Below are 16,014 nucleotides of genomic sequence, written 5' to 3' on the forward strand. Positions count from 1 at the left end.
TCACGCCTGCGACTCGAGAAACGCGAGCAGCGCCGCTTCGTCCCAGATCTCGATCCCGAGTTCCTGCGCCTTCGTCAGCTTCGAGCCGGCGGCTTCACCGGCGACGACCAGCGAGGTCTTCTTCGACACGCTGCCGGCGATCTTCGCGCCCAGCGCTTCGAGCTGCTCGCCCGCGGCGTCCCGGGTCATCGCCTCCAGGCTGCCGGTCAGCACGACGGTCTTGCCGTCGAGCGGACCCGTTGCCTTCATGACTTTCGCGGGCGCCGCCTCCAGCAGGCGGCGCATTGCGGCATCGCCGGCACGCAATTCGGCCAAAGCATCCGCATCGGCGAGGAATGCCGAGAGATTGTCCGCGCCTGCGGACGAAAGGCCGGCGCCGGTCCAGCCGCTGGCGTTCGCGCGCAACAGCGCGTCGAGCGAGCCGTAGGTGTCGGCAAGGCGCTCGGCGCTCTTGCCGCCGAGCTTGTCGACCGGCAGCGTCGACAGCAGGTGGGCAAGGCCGAGCCGCTCGCGCAGCGCCGCCGATGGCGCGGCCTCATCGGTGAACGTGATGCCGGCCGCGCGCAGCGCATCGACGACCTCGACATTGCCGGGCTGCTCGAAGAATGTCGCGATCGAGCGCGCGACTTCCCCGCCGATGTCGGGCAGCGCCTGCAGCAGCACGGCGGGCGTCGTACGCACGAAGTCGAGCGTGCCCAGCCACTGCGCGAGCGATTTGGCCGTCGTTTCGCCCAGATGCGGAATGCCGAGTGCGAACAGGAAACGCGGCAGCGTGGTCGTGCGGCTGGCGTCGATGCCGGCAACGAGGTTCTCGGCCCATTTAGTCGCGAGCTTGCCGCCAGTCTCGACCGTCAGATGCACGCGCAGGAACGCAGCGTCCTTCCATACCGGCGACTCCTGTGCCAGCACCCGCTCGCCCTCCGAATCGAGTGCCAGGGCACCCTTGCTGTCGGAGATCGCCTGCGCGAAATCCGCCGCCGTCGCCGCATCGAGCGCGGCCTTCATACGCACCAGGTCCTCGACCGTCAGCGCGAACAGATCCGCCGGCGAATGCACGAAACCGAACTCGACCAGCGCCTCGGCCTGCTTGTCGCCGAGGCCTTCGATGTCCATCGCGCGCCGCGATGCGAAATGGCGCACGGCTTCCTTGCGCTGCGCGGAACAGGTCAAACCGCCGGTACAGCGCCACGCGGACGCGCCCTCCTCGCGCACCAACTCCGAGCCACAGACCGGGCACGTGGCCGGCATCGTCCATTCGACCGTGCCGGCAGGTCGCCGCTCCTCGATCACGCGCACGATCTCGGGAATCACGTCGCCGGCGCGGCGCACGATCACGGTGTCGCCTTCGCGCACGTCGAGACGACGGATCTGGTCTTCGTTGTGCAGCGTCGCATTGGTGACCGTGACACCGGCCACCTGCACCGGCTCGAGCCGCGCGACCGGGGTGATCGCACCGGTGCGGCCGACCTGCACCTCGATCGCGCGCAGCACGGTGGACTGCTCCTGCGCCGGAAACTTGTGGGCCAGCGCCCAGCGTGGCGCGCGGGAGACGAAGCCCATCGTCGCCTGCTGATCGAAGCCGTCGAGCTTGTAGACCACGCCGTCGATGTCGTACGGCAGCGTGTCGCGCGCCTGGCCGATGCGGCGGAAATAGGCGATCAGCCCGTCGAAGCCGACCGCCGTGTCGAACTCGGGCGCGACCGGAAAACCGAAGTCGCGCAGCAGCGCGAGCGTCTGTGAATGCGTTTCGGGCAGTTCGAGCCCGCGCACCTCACCGACCGAATAGGCGAAGAACGCCAGCGGCCGCCGGCGCGTGACCGCGGGATCGAGCTGGCGCAGCGAGCCCGCCGCGCCATTGCGCGGATTGGCCAGCAACTTCTCGTTGTTCTCGAGCGCCTTCGCATTCCACGCTTCAAAGGCCTTGCGCGGCATGTAGATCTCGCCGCGCACTTCCAGCGCTGCCGGGGGCGGCGTGCCGATATCGCGCAGCTTCAACGGTACCGCGCGCACCTGGCGCAGGTTGGCGGTGACGTTCTCACCCGTGCTGCCATCGCCGCGCGTCGCGCCCTGCACGAATACGCCGTCTTCGTAGCGCAGGCTGATCGCCAGGCCGTCGAGCTTGGGTTCGACCGAGAACACCGGCGCTTCGAGGTCGAGCTTCTGCTCGATGCGGCGCTCGAAATCGGCGACCTCGGCGTAGCGCGTGCGGTCATCGGCATCGTCGGCGACGCCCGCGGTCTCGAAGGCGTTGGCCAGCGACAGCATCGGGATCGCATGGGTGACTTCAGGGAAACCGCCATCGGGTCGCGCACCGACGGTGCGTGTCGGCGAGTCGTCGCTGGCGAGCTCGGGATGCGCGGCTTCCAGCGCTTCGAGTTCGCGCAGCAGGGCGTCGTAATCGGCGTCCGGGATCGACGGATCATCGAGCACGTAATAGCGGTGATTGGCGTCTTCGATCAGCGCGCGCAGCTCGGCGACGCGCTCGGCGGGAGATGGCTTTGGCATGGGCGAATTGTAGGACGGCGGCGTTCCCGCAGTCGTTTGCCCTCCCGCAGTCGTTTGCCCTCACCCCAACCCCTCTCCCAAAGGGAGAGGGGCTTCAAGGCGCAACGCTCGCCGGATCCAACCCCTCTGGGGCTGAACGCGCAACGCTCGCCTGGTCGAGCCCCTCTCCCTTCGGGGTGAGGAGACATGTTTGCGAGCCACTGGCTCGCATGTCTTCGAACGCCCTCGCGGCAACGCGAGGGCTGGGGCGCGGAGCGGGGGTTGGGGTGAGGGCCGCGCGATACGCCTGCAATCGCGACGCTAGCGTGCCGGTGTGCAGTTCGAACAGATGGTTGTCGAAATCGTGGAAATACAGCGACTCGCCCTCGCCCTCGATCCGGGGGCGCGGGGGGCGGATGTCGACACCGATCCGCTCGAGCCGCACGCGGTAGTCGGGCAGGTCTCCCGCGGCGACCTGGAACGCGACGTGGCGATAGCTGCGCTCAGCGGGCGGCTCGCCCTCCATCGTCGCGATCCACACGCCGCCGAGCACGAAGAACTTCTCGCGTGAAAGCGAATGTGGTCGATCGCCGCTGTCGTAGACCTCACGCGCGCCGAGCCCCTCGACCAGCAGGCGGGCCGTGCGGTCGAGGTCATGGACGACGAAGGTCAGATGGCTGATGCCGGTGATCGACATCGCGCGATCATGCCGCATCCAGCAACCGGGCGCGCCGGGTGGTTTGCAGCTATGCGTCGAAGACGCGCACCCGGGGCCAGCGCTCGGCATAACGTTTCTGCATCGTGCGCATCCGGTACGTCGCCACATCGACCCGCGCCGGGTTGCGTCGGACCACCATTCCCAACAGGTCGTCGAGACCGTACGGCGTGATGAGTCTCAGGTCGTCACGGGCATCCAGCCACACGCCCACGCTGGTCGCAAACTCCGGCCAGGAAGCCACCGCTTCGTGCAATGAAGCGAGCGGCGCGACCGCGTGACCGAAATGCCTCTCGAACCAACGGTGCACACATGCCTGATTGGTGACCTCCCAAGGCGCGATGCTCAGTCGCGGCAGACGGTGCTGGAGATCGCGGTCACGTTGCGGCGCCGAGTGGGAGGCGTCGAACCAGGCAAGGTCGATGCCCGAAAGCGCGGACGGCTGCGCATGCCCGTGCAGCGTGTCCCACACCAGGTTGCGAAGCGCACCGGCGCCGATGCACCAGACGGGAAGATCAAGCGCGCGCGCCGCACGGAGTGCTTCCATGAACCAAGCGCTGTTCGAGACGATTCCCAGCACGCACCGCTCGGCGTCACCGGCCGGGTCATGGTCGATGGGCTTCGAAACTGCGGGGTTTCTTTCAGGGGCCACGTTGTCCCCCGATCAAGACGCGAACGGAACGCGCATGGGCAACAGGTCTCGTCCAACAGAGGAGCACAACCTATCGAGCGACTCGCACCTGTGCGTACGCAGCCCTACCAGCGCGGGCTGCGGGTCACCGCGGGCACGTCGTGTTCGCGGTCCCAGCTGCGCAGTTCGTCGCGCAGGCCGGCGATGCGCTGACGGCCCAGGGCGTTGCGCTGTTCGTCGAGCAGCACGCCGTCGAGCAGTTCGGCCATGCGCTCGGCGGTGGGCAGCATCGCGTCCCAGGCGTCGAGGGCGCGGACCGGCGCCGGCAGGGTCAGGAAGAACGCGATGGCCGGGGTTTCGAGACCCTGGATCTCGCTCATGTCGAAGCTGCCGGGGCTGCGGATATTGGCGACACTGAAGATCGGGCCGCGCTCGGGATGTCCGTCGACGAGGCGATGGAACACGTTCATATGGCCATAGGTCAGACCGGCCTTCTCGGCAGCGACCACGATGTCCGGGCCGCGCAGCACGTTGCCGGCGCGCGCGGCGATGTAGAGCGTCACGATCTTGTCGAAATCGTCGCTGGTGCGCTTGCCGAGTTCGCTGTTGGGCGAGACGGCGCCGACCGTCTGGTCGAGCAGGTCCATCTCCGCCTGCACCGCGTCGGTGTCGCCTTCGGCACGTGGCACGCCAGCCTCGCCGAGATCCTGTTCCAGCTGCGCGCCGAGCGTGGGCTCCAGGCGCTGCTCGCGATCGTCGGTGCTGGCGACGCGGCGACCCTGCCCGTTGCGCGGGCGGGTGCCGAAATACCACATGGCGCCCATCAGCAGCAGGCCTGCGACCAGGATTCCGATACGCATCATCCAGTCGTCGGTCATTCGCGGTGTTCTCCTTCGGGGGCGTTCATTATGCGCAGGCGCCGGGCACGTTGGGCATGACGGCACATGATGACAGTCTCTAGGCGGCGCCGGCCAGTCGCGCGGCTTCGGCCAGATCGACCGAGACCAGCCGGCTCACGCCGGGCTCGCGCATGGTCACGCCGCTGAGCTGCGAAGCCGCTTCCATCGTCGCCTTGTTGTGGCTGACGAACAGGAACTGCACCTGCTCGCTCATCTCGCGCACCATCGCGGTGAAGCGGCCGACGTTGGCCTCGTCCAGCGGCGCGTCCACCTCGTCGAGCAGGCAGAACGGCGCCGGATTGAGCTGGAAGATCGAGAACACCAGCGCGACCGCGGTCATCGCCTTCTCACCGCCGGACAGCAGCGAGATGTTCGACACACGCTTGCCGGGTGGGCGCGCCATGATCGCCACGCCGGTATCGAGCAGATCCTCGCCGGTCAGTTCCAGGTAGGCGTGACCGCCACCGAACAGGCGCGGATACAGCGCCTGCACGCCGGCGTTGACCTTGTCGAAGGTGTCCTTGAAGCGGCCACGGGTCTCACGGTCAATCTTGCGGATCGCCTCTTCCAGCGTGTCGAGCGCAGAAGTGAGGTCGGCGTCCTGCGCGTCGAGGTATTCCTTGCGCTGCGCGGCTTCGGCGTGTTCCGCGATCGCGGCGAGATTCACCGGTTCCAGACGGCGCAGGCGCGCGTCGAAGTCGGTGACGATCTTTTCCCAGTCCTTGGCATTCGCCGCGTCCTCGAGACCGTTCAACACCTCGTCGACGACGAACCCGCCCTCGACCACCTGCGCGGCCAGTTGGTCGGCGGCGATCACCAGCGCCTGCTGGTCGAGGCGGCGCTGGCCGATCGCTTCGCGCTGGGTCAGCGCCTGCGCGTCGCGCTGCTGGCGGACCTGCTCGAAGGTGCGCAGCTCGTTGTCCACGCCTTCGAGTGCGGAGCGCGCTTCGGCCAGCGCGCGCTCGGTGCGCACGCGTTCTTCGAGTGCGACCTGGCGCTGCTGCTCCAGCGTGTCGACCGGCGAATCGCCCGTCGCCAGCTGCGCCGACAGTTCGCCGAGGCGGCTGTCGATCTGGCCACGCTGGCCACCCATGCGCGCGAGCGCCTGGGTCAGCGAGGTGATCTGGGCGCGCTGGGATTCGATCGTCAGCGCCAGCGCATGCGCCGTGTCGCGCGATTCGCGCGCGGCCGAACGCAGCTGGTCGCGGGCTTCGACCAGACCGCGACGCTCGGCTTCGAGCGCCGCGCGCGCGGCCTCGAAATCACCCATGCGCTCGACGGCGTCTTCCAGCCGGCCGCGTGCGTCGCGCGCCTGCTTGGCCGCGGTGTCGAGGGTTTCGTGCAACTGGGCGAGATCGGTGTCGATGCGTTCGATGCGGTTGCGCGCGGCTTCCACCCGTCCCTGCTGGCTCTGCACCTGGCCGGCGAGTTCGGAGACGGCGCGGTGCGCGACATACAGCGCGCGCTGCGCTTCCTCGCGCTGCTGCTCGACGCTGAGCAGCTGTTCGCGGCCCTGCGCGATGCGCGCTTCGAGCCCCTGTTCCTGTTCCTGCAACGTCGCGATCGTCTCGCGAAGCGTCTGGATCTCGCGTTCGCGCAGCAATGCACCCTGCTTCGCCGCGCCCGAGCGCGACACGCGCACCCAGCCCGCGCCAAGGCGCTCGCCGCTGCGGGTGATCACCGAATCGCCGTCGCTCAAGCCTGCCTGCAGCGCGCGCGCTTCGGCCAGGGTCTCAGTGACGTGCAGACGCGCGAGCAGCCGGCGGATCGCCAGCGGGCCCTGCACCTTGGCCGCCAGCGAGGTCGGCGCGAAGGCCTCATCGCCGGTCTCACCCGACACGAGCGCCAGACGGCTTTCGCCCAGTTCGCCGAGCGCATCGATGAGTTCGGCCGGCACGCCGTCACCGTCAACCAGCACACCTTCGATCAGCTGGCCGAGCGCGCTTTCGACTGCAAATTCCCAGCCCAACTCCACCCGCAGCCGCTCGCCGACACGCGCAGACGAATCGAGTCCACGCTGGCGCAGCCATTCGACCGCCGCGCCCTGCTCCTGGCCCAGCGCGGCGTTCTGCAGGGTTTCCAGTGATGAAAGGCGGCCGCGTGCTTCCTGCGCCTGCTTGCGCACGACGGACAGTTCTTCCTGCGCGCCGCGCTGTGCGTCCTGCAGATCGACCGCCGCGGCCTTGCGCGTTTCCAGGTCGTCGCCGAGCGTGTCGAGCGCGGCCTTCTGCTCGTCATGGCGGATCTGCAGATCGGCGAAGGTCTCGCTCAGCGCTTCGAGATCGATGCCGCCGCGCTCGGCCTGCAACTGCTCGCGCCGGCGGTCGGCCTCGAGCGACTGCTTGTCCAGGTAATCGACGCGGGTGCGCTCGACGTCGCCTTCGCGGGCCGCCTCGCTCTGCTCGCGATTGTGGGTGTCCCAGCGCGTCTGCCAGTCGGCGAGCGCGATTTCGGCCTCACGCAGCGTGTCCTGACGCACGGCATCGTCGTCCTGCAACTGCGCGAGCTGCGGTTCGGCGTCGGCAATGCTCGCGTGCAGGGTGTCGAGTCGCAGCTGGTCCTGGTCGATGTGTTCGCCGATCTCGGCCAGCTGCGCCTGCGCTTCGTCGCGGGCCTTGAGCAGGCGCGCCGACAGCTCGCGCTGATGCTGGATCTGCTGCTCGACACGGGCCAGCGCGCCGCTGACCTCGTAACTTTCGGCTTGCGCGCGGTTGAGGGCTTCGCTCGCCTCGTGGCGACGCTCGCGACCGGTTTCCAGCTCGCGCTCGGCTTCGCGCTGCTCGGCGATGATCTGCTCGAGCTTGGTTTCTTCCTGGGCCAGTCCTTCGCGCAGCGCGCGCAGGCGCGAATCGAGCGTGCGCCATTCCAGCGCCTTCCACTCGGCGTCGCGGATCTTCCGCTCGGCCTGGATCGCGGTGTATTGCTCGGCCTGCTTGGCCTGCCGCGCAAGATGTTGCAGCTGCTTGCCCACTTCCTCGCGCAGATCGCTGAGGCGGTCGAGGTTTTCGCGGGTGTGGCGAATGCGGGTCTCGGTTTCCTTGCGGCGCTCTTTGTACTTGGAGATGCCGGCCGCCTCTTCCAGATAGACGCGCAGTTCTTCGGGCTTGGCGTCGATGATCTGGCTGATCATGCCCTGCTCGATGATCGAGTAGCTGCGCGGCCCCAAACCGGTGCCGAGGAACAGATCGGTGATGTCGCGGCGGCGGCATTTGGTGCCGTTGAGGTAGTAACCGCTCTGCCCGTCGCGGCTGACGGTGCGCTTGACCGAGATCTCGTTGAACGCGGCGAACTCGCCGGCGATCGTGTGATCGGAGTTGTCGAACACCAGTTCGACCATCGCCTGCGACACCGGCTTGCGGGCGGTGGAGCCGGCGAAGATCACGTCGGTCAGCGAGTCACCACGCAGGCGGCTGGCCGAAGATTCGCCCATCACCCAGCGCACCGCGTCGATGATGTTCGACTTGCCGCAACCGTTGGGCCCCACCACGCCGGTCATGTTGGTCGGCAGGTGCAGCGTGGTCGGATCGACGAAGGATTTGAAACCGGCGAGCTTGATCGTGGACAGGCGCATGCGGGCTTTGGTGGCCTCTTGGCGCCCGTCAGGGCGCGATGGATGACGGATAGCGTGTCATGCGATACGCGAAATTTCCATCGCAAGCGGTTGATTCCACAAGCACGGAGCGCCGCTCGCGCGCGCAAGCGGTCAGTATAGCGAGAGTTCCGGCGCGGTGAATTCCCAGCCCTTCTCCCTTTGGGAGAAGGGCCCCGGAGGGCGGATGAGGCTGCTTTTGAACGCCTCAAGGTAGAGCCTCAACCCTCTCCCGACGCGCCATGCGCGTCGACCCCGGATCAGGTCCGCGGCAGGCTCCCTCCCAGAGAGAGAGGTCGGACCCTGCTTGAACGGGGCGCGTGACGGCTTACCGTTCGACGAGTCGAGGCTCAACCCGCCCGCTGAATCAACCGCTCGCCGCTCTCGACATCGAACACATGCACGCGGCCGACCGGAATCGTCAGCGCCAGGGCCTCCCCCGGCACCGGCACGCGGTCGGGCGGCAGACGTGCGATCAGGGCGTGCGTGCCCAGGCGCAGGTTGACGAAGACTTCGCTGCCGACCGGCTCCACCACTTCGACCACCGGCGACAGCACTGCATCGGCGTCGGTCGCGGGCAGCAGATGTTCGGGGCGGATGCCCAGATCGACGGTGCGGCCATCCCAGTCGGCCGGGAAGCCCGCATCGCCGAGTGCGAGCGTGATGCCCTCGCCGGCGTCGAAGGCCCAACCGCCCCCGCTGTGTGCCAGCGATCCGCGCAGCACGTTCATCGCCGGGCTGCCGAGGAAGGTGGCAACGAACAGGTTCGCCGGCCGCTCGTACAACGCCATCGGCGTGTCGATCTGCTGGATGTGGCCGTCCTTGAGCACGACGATGCGCTGGCCCAGCGTCATCGCCTCGATCTGGTCGTGGGTGACGTAGATCATCGTCGTGCCCAGCTTGCGGTGCAGCCGGGCGATCTCGACGCGCATGCCGCTGCGCAACTTCGCATCGAGGTTGGACAGCGGCTCGTCGAGCAGGAACACCTGCGGCTGGCGCACCAGCGCGCGGCCCAGGGCGACGCGCTGGCGCTGGCCGCCCGAGAGCTGGCCGGGCTTGCGATCGAGCACCTGGTCGAGTTCGAGCACCTGCGCGGCTTCGTCCACGCGCGCGGCGATCTCGGTCTTCGACTGGCCGCGCAGCTTCAGCCCGAACGCGAGGTTCTCGGCCACGCTCATGTGCGGGTACAGCGCATAGCTCTGGAACACCATCGCGATGTCGCGGTCCTTCGGCGCGATGTCGTTGACCACGCGCTCGCCGATCTTCAGCGTGCCGTCGCTGATCGCCTCCAGCCCCGCGACCATGCGCAGCAGCGTGGACTTGCCGCAGCCCGAGGGACCGACGAGCACCAGCAGCTCGCCATCGGCGACCTCGAACGTCGCGCCGGCCACACCGACGAAACCGTTGGGGTAGACCTTTCGTACCGCGTCGAACCGCACCTGTGCCATGCACGCTCCCGTGAGTCGCAAATCCGTCGTGGACCGAATCGTGGCGCCGGTTGCGTGAACCGCGCGCCGTGATGCATTTGCGCTATTCTGGCATGTAATCGTTTCCAATCCAGCCGGCGCACGTGTGGGAGGCACAGCGTGGTGCAACGATCGACCGGATCCACCTCCGTACGAGGCGCATTACCCGCGTCGATTGACAGCGCTGGACATCCCCGGCTTGATGCCTCGATATCGTGGACGTTGCGATCGGCACACCTCCGGCGACACACTCCGTGATTCCCTATCCCGAACCCGAGACGGCCCCGGCGCCCATGCACGATTCCCTGCTGTTGTTCGGCGCCACTGGTGACCTGGCGCAACGCTACCTGTTCCCGTCCCTGCTGCATCTGCAGCGCGACCGGTTGCTGCCGGACAACTTCCGCGTGATCGCGATCGCGCGCAGCGAGCACGACGACGCCAGCTTTCGCGACTGGCTGCGCGAGCGCCTCGGCGACGAGTACGACACCTCGCTGGTCGACGAGCTGCTGCGCCGGATCCAGTACGTGCCCGTGGACCTCGGTGATGCGGACGCGATGGCGGCCGCCTTGTCGCGCTTCGCCGACCGTCCGACGGTCAGCTATCTGTCGACGCCGCCGAACCTGTTCGCATCCGCCTGCCGCGGGCTCAAGGCTGCCGGCCTGCTGGAAGCGCCGTCGCGGCTGGTGCTGGAGAAGCCGATCGGCCACGACCTGGCCAGCGCGCAGGAAATCGACGCGACGCTGAAGTCGGCGCTCGACGAGTCGCGGATCTTCCGCATCGACCATTACCTGGGCAAGGCGCCGGTGCAGAACCTGCTCGCGCTGCGCCTGGGCAACACCCTGTTCGAGGCGACCTGGGAACGGCGCTGGATCGAGTCGGTCGACATCATCGTCGCCGAGACCGCCGGCGTGGACGGCCGCGAGGGCTACTACGCGGATTACGGCGCGCTGCGCGACATGGTGCAGAACCACATGCTGCAGTTGCTGGCGCTGATCGCGATGGAGCCGCCGGCGGCGATGGATACCGACAGCATCCGCGAAGAGAAGAAGAAGGTGCTGCGCGCATTGCGACCGATGACCGCCGCCGATGCCGCGGCCGACAGCGTGCGCGGCCGCTACGCGCCCGGCGTGGTCGACGGCCAGGCCGTGCAGGGCTTCAAGCATGGCGGTCATGACGACGTGGAGACCTTCGTCGGCCTGCGCGCCTGGATCGACAACTGGCGCTGGGCCGGCGTGCCGTTCCGCCTGGTCACCGGCAAGCGCATGCCCTCGCGCACCACCGAGGTCGTGGTGACGTTCAAGCCTGTCACGCACTGGCTGTTCGGCCCGGGTGAGCGCAAGCGCGCCCGCGCCAACCAGTTGCGGGTGCGCCTGCAGCCGGAAGAGACGATCGAGCTCGGCCTGATGGGCAGCCTCGCCGCGTCCGAATGGGCCGCCAACGAACTGCAACCGATGTCGCTGGACCTGGCGATGCTGCCGCCCAAGCGCCGCATCGCCTACGAGCGCCTGATGATCGATGCGCTCAAGGGCGACCAGACGCTGTTCGTGCGCGACGACGAAGTCGAGGCCGCGTGGCGCTGGATCGACAGCGTGAGCGCCGCGTGGCGCGAGGCCGGCACGCCGGTGCGCGACTATCCGGCCGGCAGCTGGGGGCCGGTGGAAGCACAGCCGTTCCTGCCGCGCACGCTGACCACCCACAACGGGCGCAAATCGTGACGGCTGCGCTCGCCCTGCTCGCCGACATCGGCGGCACCAATGCGCGCTTCGCACTGGCCGATACCGCCAGTCCGACGCCGCTGCAGCTCGATACGATCCAGGTCTTCCCGGTCTCCGACTTCCCGTCACTGGCGGATGCAGCGCTGCACTACCTGCAGCAGACCGGTCACGACGGCAAAGCGCCGTTGCCACGCGCCGTGCTCGCCGTCGCCGGCCGCGTGGACGGTGACGATGCGCGCATCACCAACCACCCCTGGGTGATCTCGCGCACGCGCACCCGGCAGCGCCTCGGCATCGAAGACGTCGTGCTGACCAATGATTTCGCCGCCCAGGCGATGGCGATTCCGCTGCTGCAGCCCGGCGATTTCAGCGCCATCGGCGGCGTGCCGTGGTCGGTGCCGAAGGATCCGGGCGGTCCCTGCACCTATGCGGTGATCGGGCCCGGTACGGGCCTGGGCGTGGGTGGCCTGGTGATCCGCGACGGCCGGCACTACCCGCTGGAAACCGAAGGCGGCCACGTCAGCTTTCCGCCCGGCACGCCGGAGGAGACCGCGATCCTCGAACGCCTGTCGGCACAGTTCGGCCGCGTGTCCAACGAACGCCTGATCTGCGGTCCCGGCCTGGTCAACATCCACCGCGCACTGAGCGAGATCGCCGGTGTCGATCCCGGACCGATGCAGCCGGCCGATATCACCGCACGCGCAAAGGATGGCGATTCCCGCTGCGCGCGCGCGGTCGACGTGTTCTGCGCGGTCTTCGGTGCGATCGCCGGTGATCTCGTGCTGACGCTCGGCGCCTGGGACGGGGTGTTCCTCACCGGTGGCCTGGTGCCGAAGATGCTCGACTCGATCCGACATTCGGGCTTCCGCCAGCGCTTCGAACACAAGGGCCGCTTCTCCCCGAACATGGGGCGCGTGCCCTCCGTCGCAGTGCTGCATCCGCATGCCGGCCTGCTCGGCGCTGCCGCGATCGCCACGCGCAGGGCTGCCGCATGACACCGACCGGCGCCCCGGCCTTTGGCATCGCAGGCGGAATCGGCGACGATGGACGCATGCAACTGCACGCCTACGAATCGGCGACCCAATGGACCTGGGGCGCCGCGATCGCGATTTCCTCCGCCATTGCCCGCGACCTGGAACAGAAGCCGCGTGCGCGGCTGTTGCTCTCGGGCGGCAAGACGCCGGGGCCGGTGTACGCGGCGCTGTCGAAATCACCGCTCGCCTGGGACCGCGTCGATGTGGCGCTGGTCGACGAGCGCTGGTTGCTGCCCGACGATCCCGACAGCAATGCGCGCCTGCTGCGCGAGACGCTGATCCAGAACAAGGCGCAGAAGGCGCGGCTGGAAACCCTCACGCGCGCCGGTCGTCCCTTCGACGAGGCGGTCGCCACCGCCAACCTCCACGCGCGCCAGCCTGCGGGCGTGGTCGTGCTGGGCATGGGCGACGACGGGCACACCGCGTCGCTGTTTCCCGGCATGGTCGACCTCGAGTCGGCGCTGGCGTCCACGGCGCCCTACGTCGGCGTCGATGCCGGCGGCAGTCCCGGCGCAGGCAGCTGGCAACGGCGGATCAGCCTGACGCCTGCGGGCCTGGCACCCGCACACACCCGCATCCTGCTGATCCGCGGCGAGAAGAAGCGCGCCCTGCTCGATCGCCTGATGCAGAGCGACGACGCCACCGAGTTCCCCGCACGGATCGCCTTCACCACGCCGGGCGCCACGCTGCACGTCCACTGGTGCCCGTGACGCGCGCCCTGTTCGACCGTTGCGCGCAGTGCGATCCGCGCGCCCCCGCCCATCCCCCGGGCGCCCGTTCCTCTCATCGCCGCCGCCCATGAGCCTGCATCCCGTCGTCCATTCCGTCACCGAACGCATCCGCAAGCGCAGCGCGCCATCGCGCCAGGCCTATCTCGAAGGCATCGCGCGCATGCGCGATGAAGGACCGCTGCGCGGTCACCTGAGTTGCGCCAACCTCGCGCACGGCTTCGCCGCGTGCGGGCCGGTCGACAAGTCCCGCCTGCGCAACGGGCCGACTGCGAACCTCGGCATCGTCACCGCGTACAACGACATGCTGTCGGCGCACCAGCCCTACGAGCCGTATCCGGAATTCATCCGCGAGACCGCGCGTGCGCTCGGCCACACCGCGCAGGTCGCGGGCGGCGTACCGGCAATGTGCGACGGCGTGACCCAGGGCCGCGCGGGCATGGAGCTGTCGCTGTTCTCGCGCGACGTCATCGCCCAGGCCACCGCGATCGCGCTGTCGCACGACATGTTCGACAGCAGCGTGTATCTGGGCATCTGCGACAAGATCGTGCCGGGCCTGCTGATCGGTGCGCTGGCCTACGGCCATCTGCCGGCGATCTTCATTCCCGGTGGCCCGATGACGCCCGGCGTGCCGAACAAGACCAAGGCCGAGGTGCGCGAGCGTTACGCCGCCGGCGAGGCCACGCGCGAGGAACTGCTGGAGGTCGAATCGGCCTCCTATCACGGCCCCGGCACCTGCACCTTCTACGGCACCGCGAATTCCAACCAGACCCTGCTCGAGGCCATGGGCGTGCAGTTGCCCAGTGCGGCCTTCATCAATCCGGGCACGCCGCTGCGCGAGGCCTTTACCCGTGAAGCGGTCGAACGTGCGCTGTCGATCACCGCGCTCGGCGACGACTATCGTCCGCTGGGCCAGCTGATCGACGAACGCGCGATCGTCAACGCCGTCGCGATGCTGATGGCCACCGGCGGCTCGACCAACCACACCATCCACTGGATCGCGGTCGCGCGCGCGGCCGGCATCGTGCTGACCTGGGACGACATGGACCAGCTGTCGCAGGCCGTGCCGCTTCTGGCGCGCGTGTACCCGAACGGCGAAGCCGACGTGAATCGCTATCACGCGGCTGGCGGCAACGCCTACGTGTTCCGTGAACTGCTTGACGCCGGCCTGATGCACGGCGATCTGCCGACGATCGTCGACGGGGGCATGGCCCGCTACGGCGAGGAGCCCAAACTCGAGGGCGACCGGATCCGCTACGAACCCGGCCCGACGGTCAGCGGCGACCCCGGCGTGCTACGTCCGGTCTCCGCACCGTTCGAAGCACAGGGCGGCCTGCGCCTGCTGCGCGGCAACCTCGGTCGCTCGCTGATCAAGCTGTCGGCGGTGAAGCCGGAATTCCGCAGCATCGAAGCGCCGGCTGTCGTGGTCGATGCGCCGCAGGCACTGAACCGCCTGCACGCAGCCGGGGCCTTGCCGCAGGACTTCGTCGCCGTCGTGCGCTACCAGGGCCCGAAGGCCAACGGCATGCCCGAACTGCATTCGCTGGCGCCGCTGCTGGGCATGCTGCAGAACCAGGGCCGGCGCGTCGCGCTGGTGACCGACGGTCGTCTGTCGGGCGCGTCGGGCAAGATTCCAGCCGCGATCCACATGACACCCGAAGCCGCGCGCGGCGGACCGCTGGCCTTCGTGCGCGAAGGCGACATCATCCGCCTCGACGGCGAGGCCGGCACGCTGGAAGCGCTGGTCGATCCGGCCGAATGGCAGGCCCGCATCGCCGCGCCGGATACCGCGCCCGCACCCACCGACCACGGCCGCAATCTGTTCGGCTTCAACCGCGCGAACGTGTCGCCGGCCGACCAGGGCGCGCTGTCGATCTCCTGCGGCCCGGCCACCACCGACGGCAGCGCGTGGCACTACGATGCCGAATACGACCTGGGCGCCGATGCAGCAGCGCTCGATGCGCCACACGATTCCAAGGACGCCTGACACGATGACTTCCATTGCTTCCATGCAGGACCGCCAGGCGCGGGCCGCCGAACATCTGCGCAAGGCCGGCGTGCTGCCGGTGATCACCGTGCACACGCTCGACGAGGCACGCGCGATCGCCGATGCGCTGCTCGAAGGCGGCTTGAACACGCTCGAACTCACCCTGCGCACGCCGGTCGCGATCGACGCACTGGCGATGCTCAAGCGCGAGCGTCCGGACATCGTCATCGGCGCCGGCACCATCCTCAACGCCGACAACATCCGCGCCTCGATCGACGCCGGCGCGGACTTCCTGGTCACGCCCGGCACGCCGCCGGCGCTCGCCGATGCACTGGCCGAAGCCGATATTCCGGTGGTGCCCGGCGCCGCCACGCCGACCGAATTCATGGCACTGCGCGAGCGCGGCTTCCGCAACTGCAAGCTGTTCCCGGCCAGCGCGGTCGGCGGTCTGGCAATGCTCAAGGGGCTCGCCGGCCCGCTGCACGACATGCGCTTCTGCCCGACCGGCGGCATTTCCGAATCCAACGCCGCCGAATTCCTGGCCCAGCCGAACGTGCTGTGCATCGGCGGCTCGTGGATGCTCGACAAGGGCTGGCTGGAAGTGGGCGACTACGGCCGGGTGCGCGAGACCGCGGCGCGTGCGGCCCAGATCGTGCGGGACGTCCGGGGCTGAGGAACCGGAGCGCCGCGGCGAGGCCGGCCTGACGGCTTTGCGCGATGGCCTGCACCACGCCGGTCGTCATCCCGGCGGTTTTCAACAGACGAA

At 68.7% G+C, this 16,014-nt stretch carries 10 protein-coding genes and 1 pseudogene; 5 read left to right on the forward strand and 6 right to left on the reverse strand.

The genetic code is table 11. The features are described from left to right. From ligA to AC3IRM_RS10010, 6 genes and pseudogenes are all read right to left on the reverse strand, one after another. Nucleotides 1-2,505 carry an NAD-dependent DNA ligase LigA gene (ligA, locus tag AC3IRM_RS09985; protein WP_489203022.1) on the reverse strand — a complete coding sequence of 835 codons (2,505 nt, stop codon included), beginning with the start codon at nt 2,503-2,505 and terminating at the stop codon, nt 1-3. Nucleotides 2,506-2,749: 244 nt separating this feature from the next. Then, nucleotides 2,750-3,181, reverse strand: a pseudogene (gene fosX / locus AC3IRM_RS09990) (FosX/FosE/FosI family fosfomycin resistance hydrolase); the annotation flags it as partial. Between the two features lie 49 nt (nt 3,182-3,230). Beyond that, complete coding sequence (locus AC3IRM_RS09995) at nt 3,231-3,746, reverse strand: nucleotidyltransferase family protein (RefSeq protein WP_489203023.1); 516 nt, start codon at nt 3,744-3,746, stop codon at nt 3,231-3,233. A gap of 209 nt (nt 3,747-3,955) precedes the next feature. Next, complete coding sequence (zipA, locus tag AC3IRM_RS10000; protein WP_310234501.1) at nt 3,956-4,708, reverse strand: cell division protein ZipA; 753 nt, start codon at nt 4,706-4,708, stop codon at nt 3,956-3,958. 79 nt (nt 4,709-4,787) lie between these two features. After that, nucleotides 4,788-8,300 (reverse strand): chromosome segregation protein SMC, encoded by a 3,513-nt coding sequence (gene smc / locus AC3IRM_RS10005; RefSeq protein WP_489203024.1) that lies wholly within the window; start codon nt 8,298-8,300, stop codon nt 4,788-4,790. A 368-nt stretch (nt 8,301-8,668) separates the two neighbouring features. Next, nucleotides 8,669-9,766 (reverse strand): ABC transporter ATP-binding protein, encoded by a 1,098-nt coding sequence (locus tag AC3IRM_RS10010; protein WP_489203025.1) that lies wholly within the window; start codon nt 9,764-9,766, stop codon nt 8,669-8,671. A 311-nt stretch (nt 9,767-10,077) separates the two neighbouring features. On the opposite strand from AC3IRM_RS10010, the gene zwf reads away from it, so the two are divergent. The 5 genes from zwf (at nt 10,078) to AC3IRM_RS10035 (ending at nt 15,921) form a co-directional block, all read left to right on the forward strand. Continuing rightward, the gene (gene zwf / locus AC3IRM_RS10015) at nt 10,078-11,499 is read left to right on the forward strand and encodes a glucose-6-phosphate dehydrogenase (RefSeq protein WP_489203026.1); all 1,422 of its coding nucleotides are present in this window, start codon (nt 10,078-10,080) and stop codon (nt 11,497-11,499) included. Then, nucleotides 11,496-12,494, forward strand: a complete 999-nt coding sequence (gene glk, locus AC3IRM_RS10020; protein ID WP_489203027.1) for a glucokinase — start codon at nt 11,496-11,498, stop codon at nt 12,492-12,494. Before zwf ends, glk begins: the two co-directional genes overlap by 4 nt. Before the next feature lie 56 nt (nt 12,495-12,550). Further along, nucleotides 12,551-13,243, forward strand: a complete 693-nt coding sequence (pgl, locus tag AC3IRM_RS10025) for a 6-phosphogluconolactonase (protein WP_489203028.1) — start codon at nt 12,551-12,553, stop codon at nt 13,241-13,243. An 88-nt stretch (nt 13,244-13,331) separates the two neighbouring features. Beyond that, the gene (gene edd, locus AC3IRM_RS10030; RefSeq protein WP_489203029.1) at nt 13,332-15,248 is read left to right on the forward strand and encodes a phosphogluconate dehydratase; all 1,917 of its coding nucleotides are present in this window, start codon (nt 13,332-13,334) and stop codon (nt 15,246-15,248) included. Nucleotides 15,249-15,252: 4 nt separating this feature from the next. Then, entirely contained in the window at nt 15,253-15,921 is a 669-nt protein-coding gene (locus AC3IRM_RS10035; protein ID WP_489203030.1) for a bifunctional 4-hydroxy-2-oxoglutarate aldolase/2-dehydro-3-deoxy-phosphogluconate aldolase, read from the forward strand. Nucleotides 15,922-16,014 lie beyond the last annotated feature (93 nt).

Source organism: Luteimonas sp. KH_071, from assembly GCF_057838005.1.

Coding starts and splice junctions, on each gene's coding strand:
- zipA (WP_310234501.1), bottom strand. CDS start 4,708: ATGACCGACGACTGGATGATGCGTATCGGAATCCTGGTCGCAGGCCTG.
- zwf (WP_489203026.1), top strand. CDS start 10,078: ATGCACGATTCCCTGCTGTTGTTCGGCGCCACTGGTGACCTGGCGCAA.
- pgl (WP_489203028.1), top strand. CDS start 12,551: ATGCAACTGCACGCCTACGAATCGGCGACCCAATGGACCTGGGGCGCC.
- ligA (WP_489203022.1), bottom strand. CDS start 2,505: ATGCCAAAGCCATCTCCCGCCGAGCGCGTCGCCGAGCTGCGCGCGCTG.
- smc (WP_489203024.1), bottom strand. CDS start 8,300: ATGCGCCTGTCCACGATCAAGCTCGCCGGTTTCAAATCCTTCGTCGAT.
- AC3IRM_RS10035 (WP_489203030.1), top strand. CDS start 15,253: ATGACTTCCATTGCTTCCATGCAGGACCGCCAGGCGCGGGCCGCCGAA.
- AC3IRM_RS10010 (WP_489203025.1), bottom strand. CDS start 9,766: ATGGCACAGGTGCGGTTCGACGCGGTACGAAAGGTCTACCCCAACGGT.
- AC3IRM_RS09995 (WP_489203023.1), bottom strand. CDS start 3,746: ATGGAAGCACTCCGTGCGGCGCGCGCGCTTGATCTTCCCGTCTGGTGC.
- edd (WP_489203029.1), top strand. CDS start 13,332: ATGAGCCTGCATCCCGTCGTCCATTCCGTCACCGAACGCATCCGCAAG.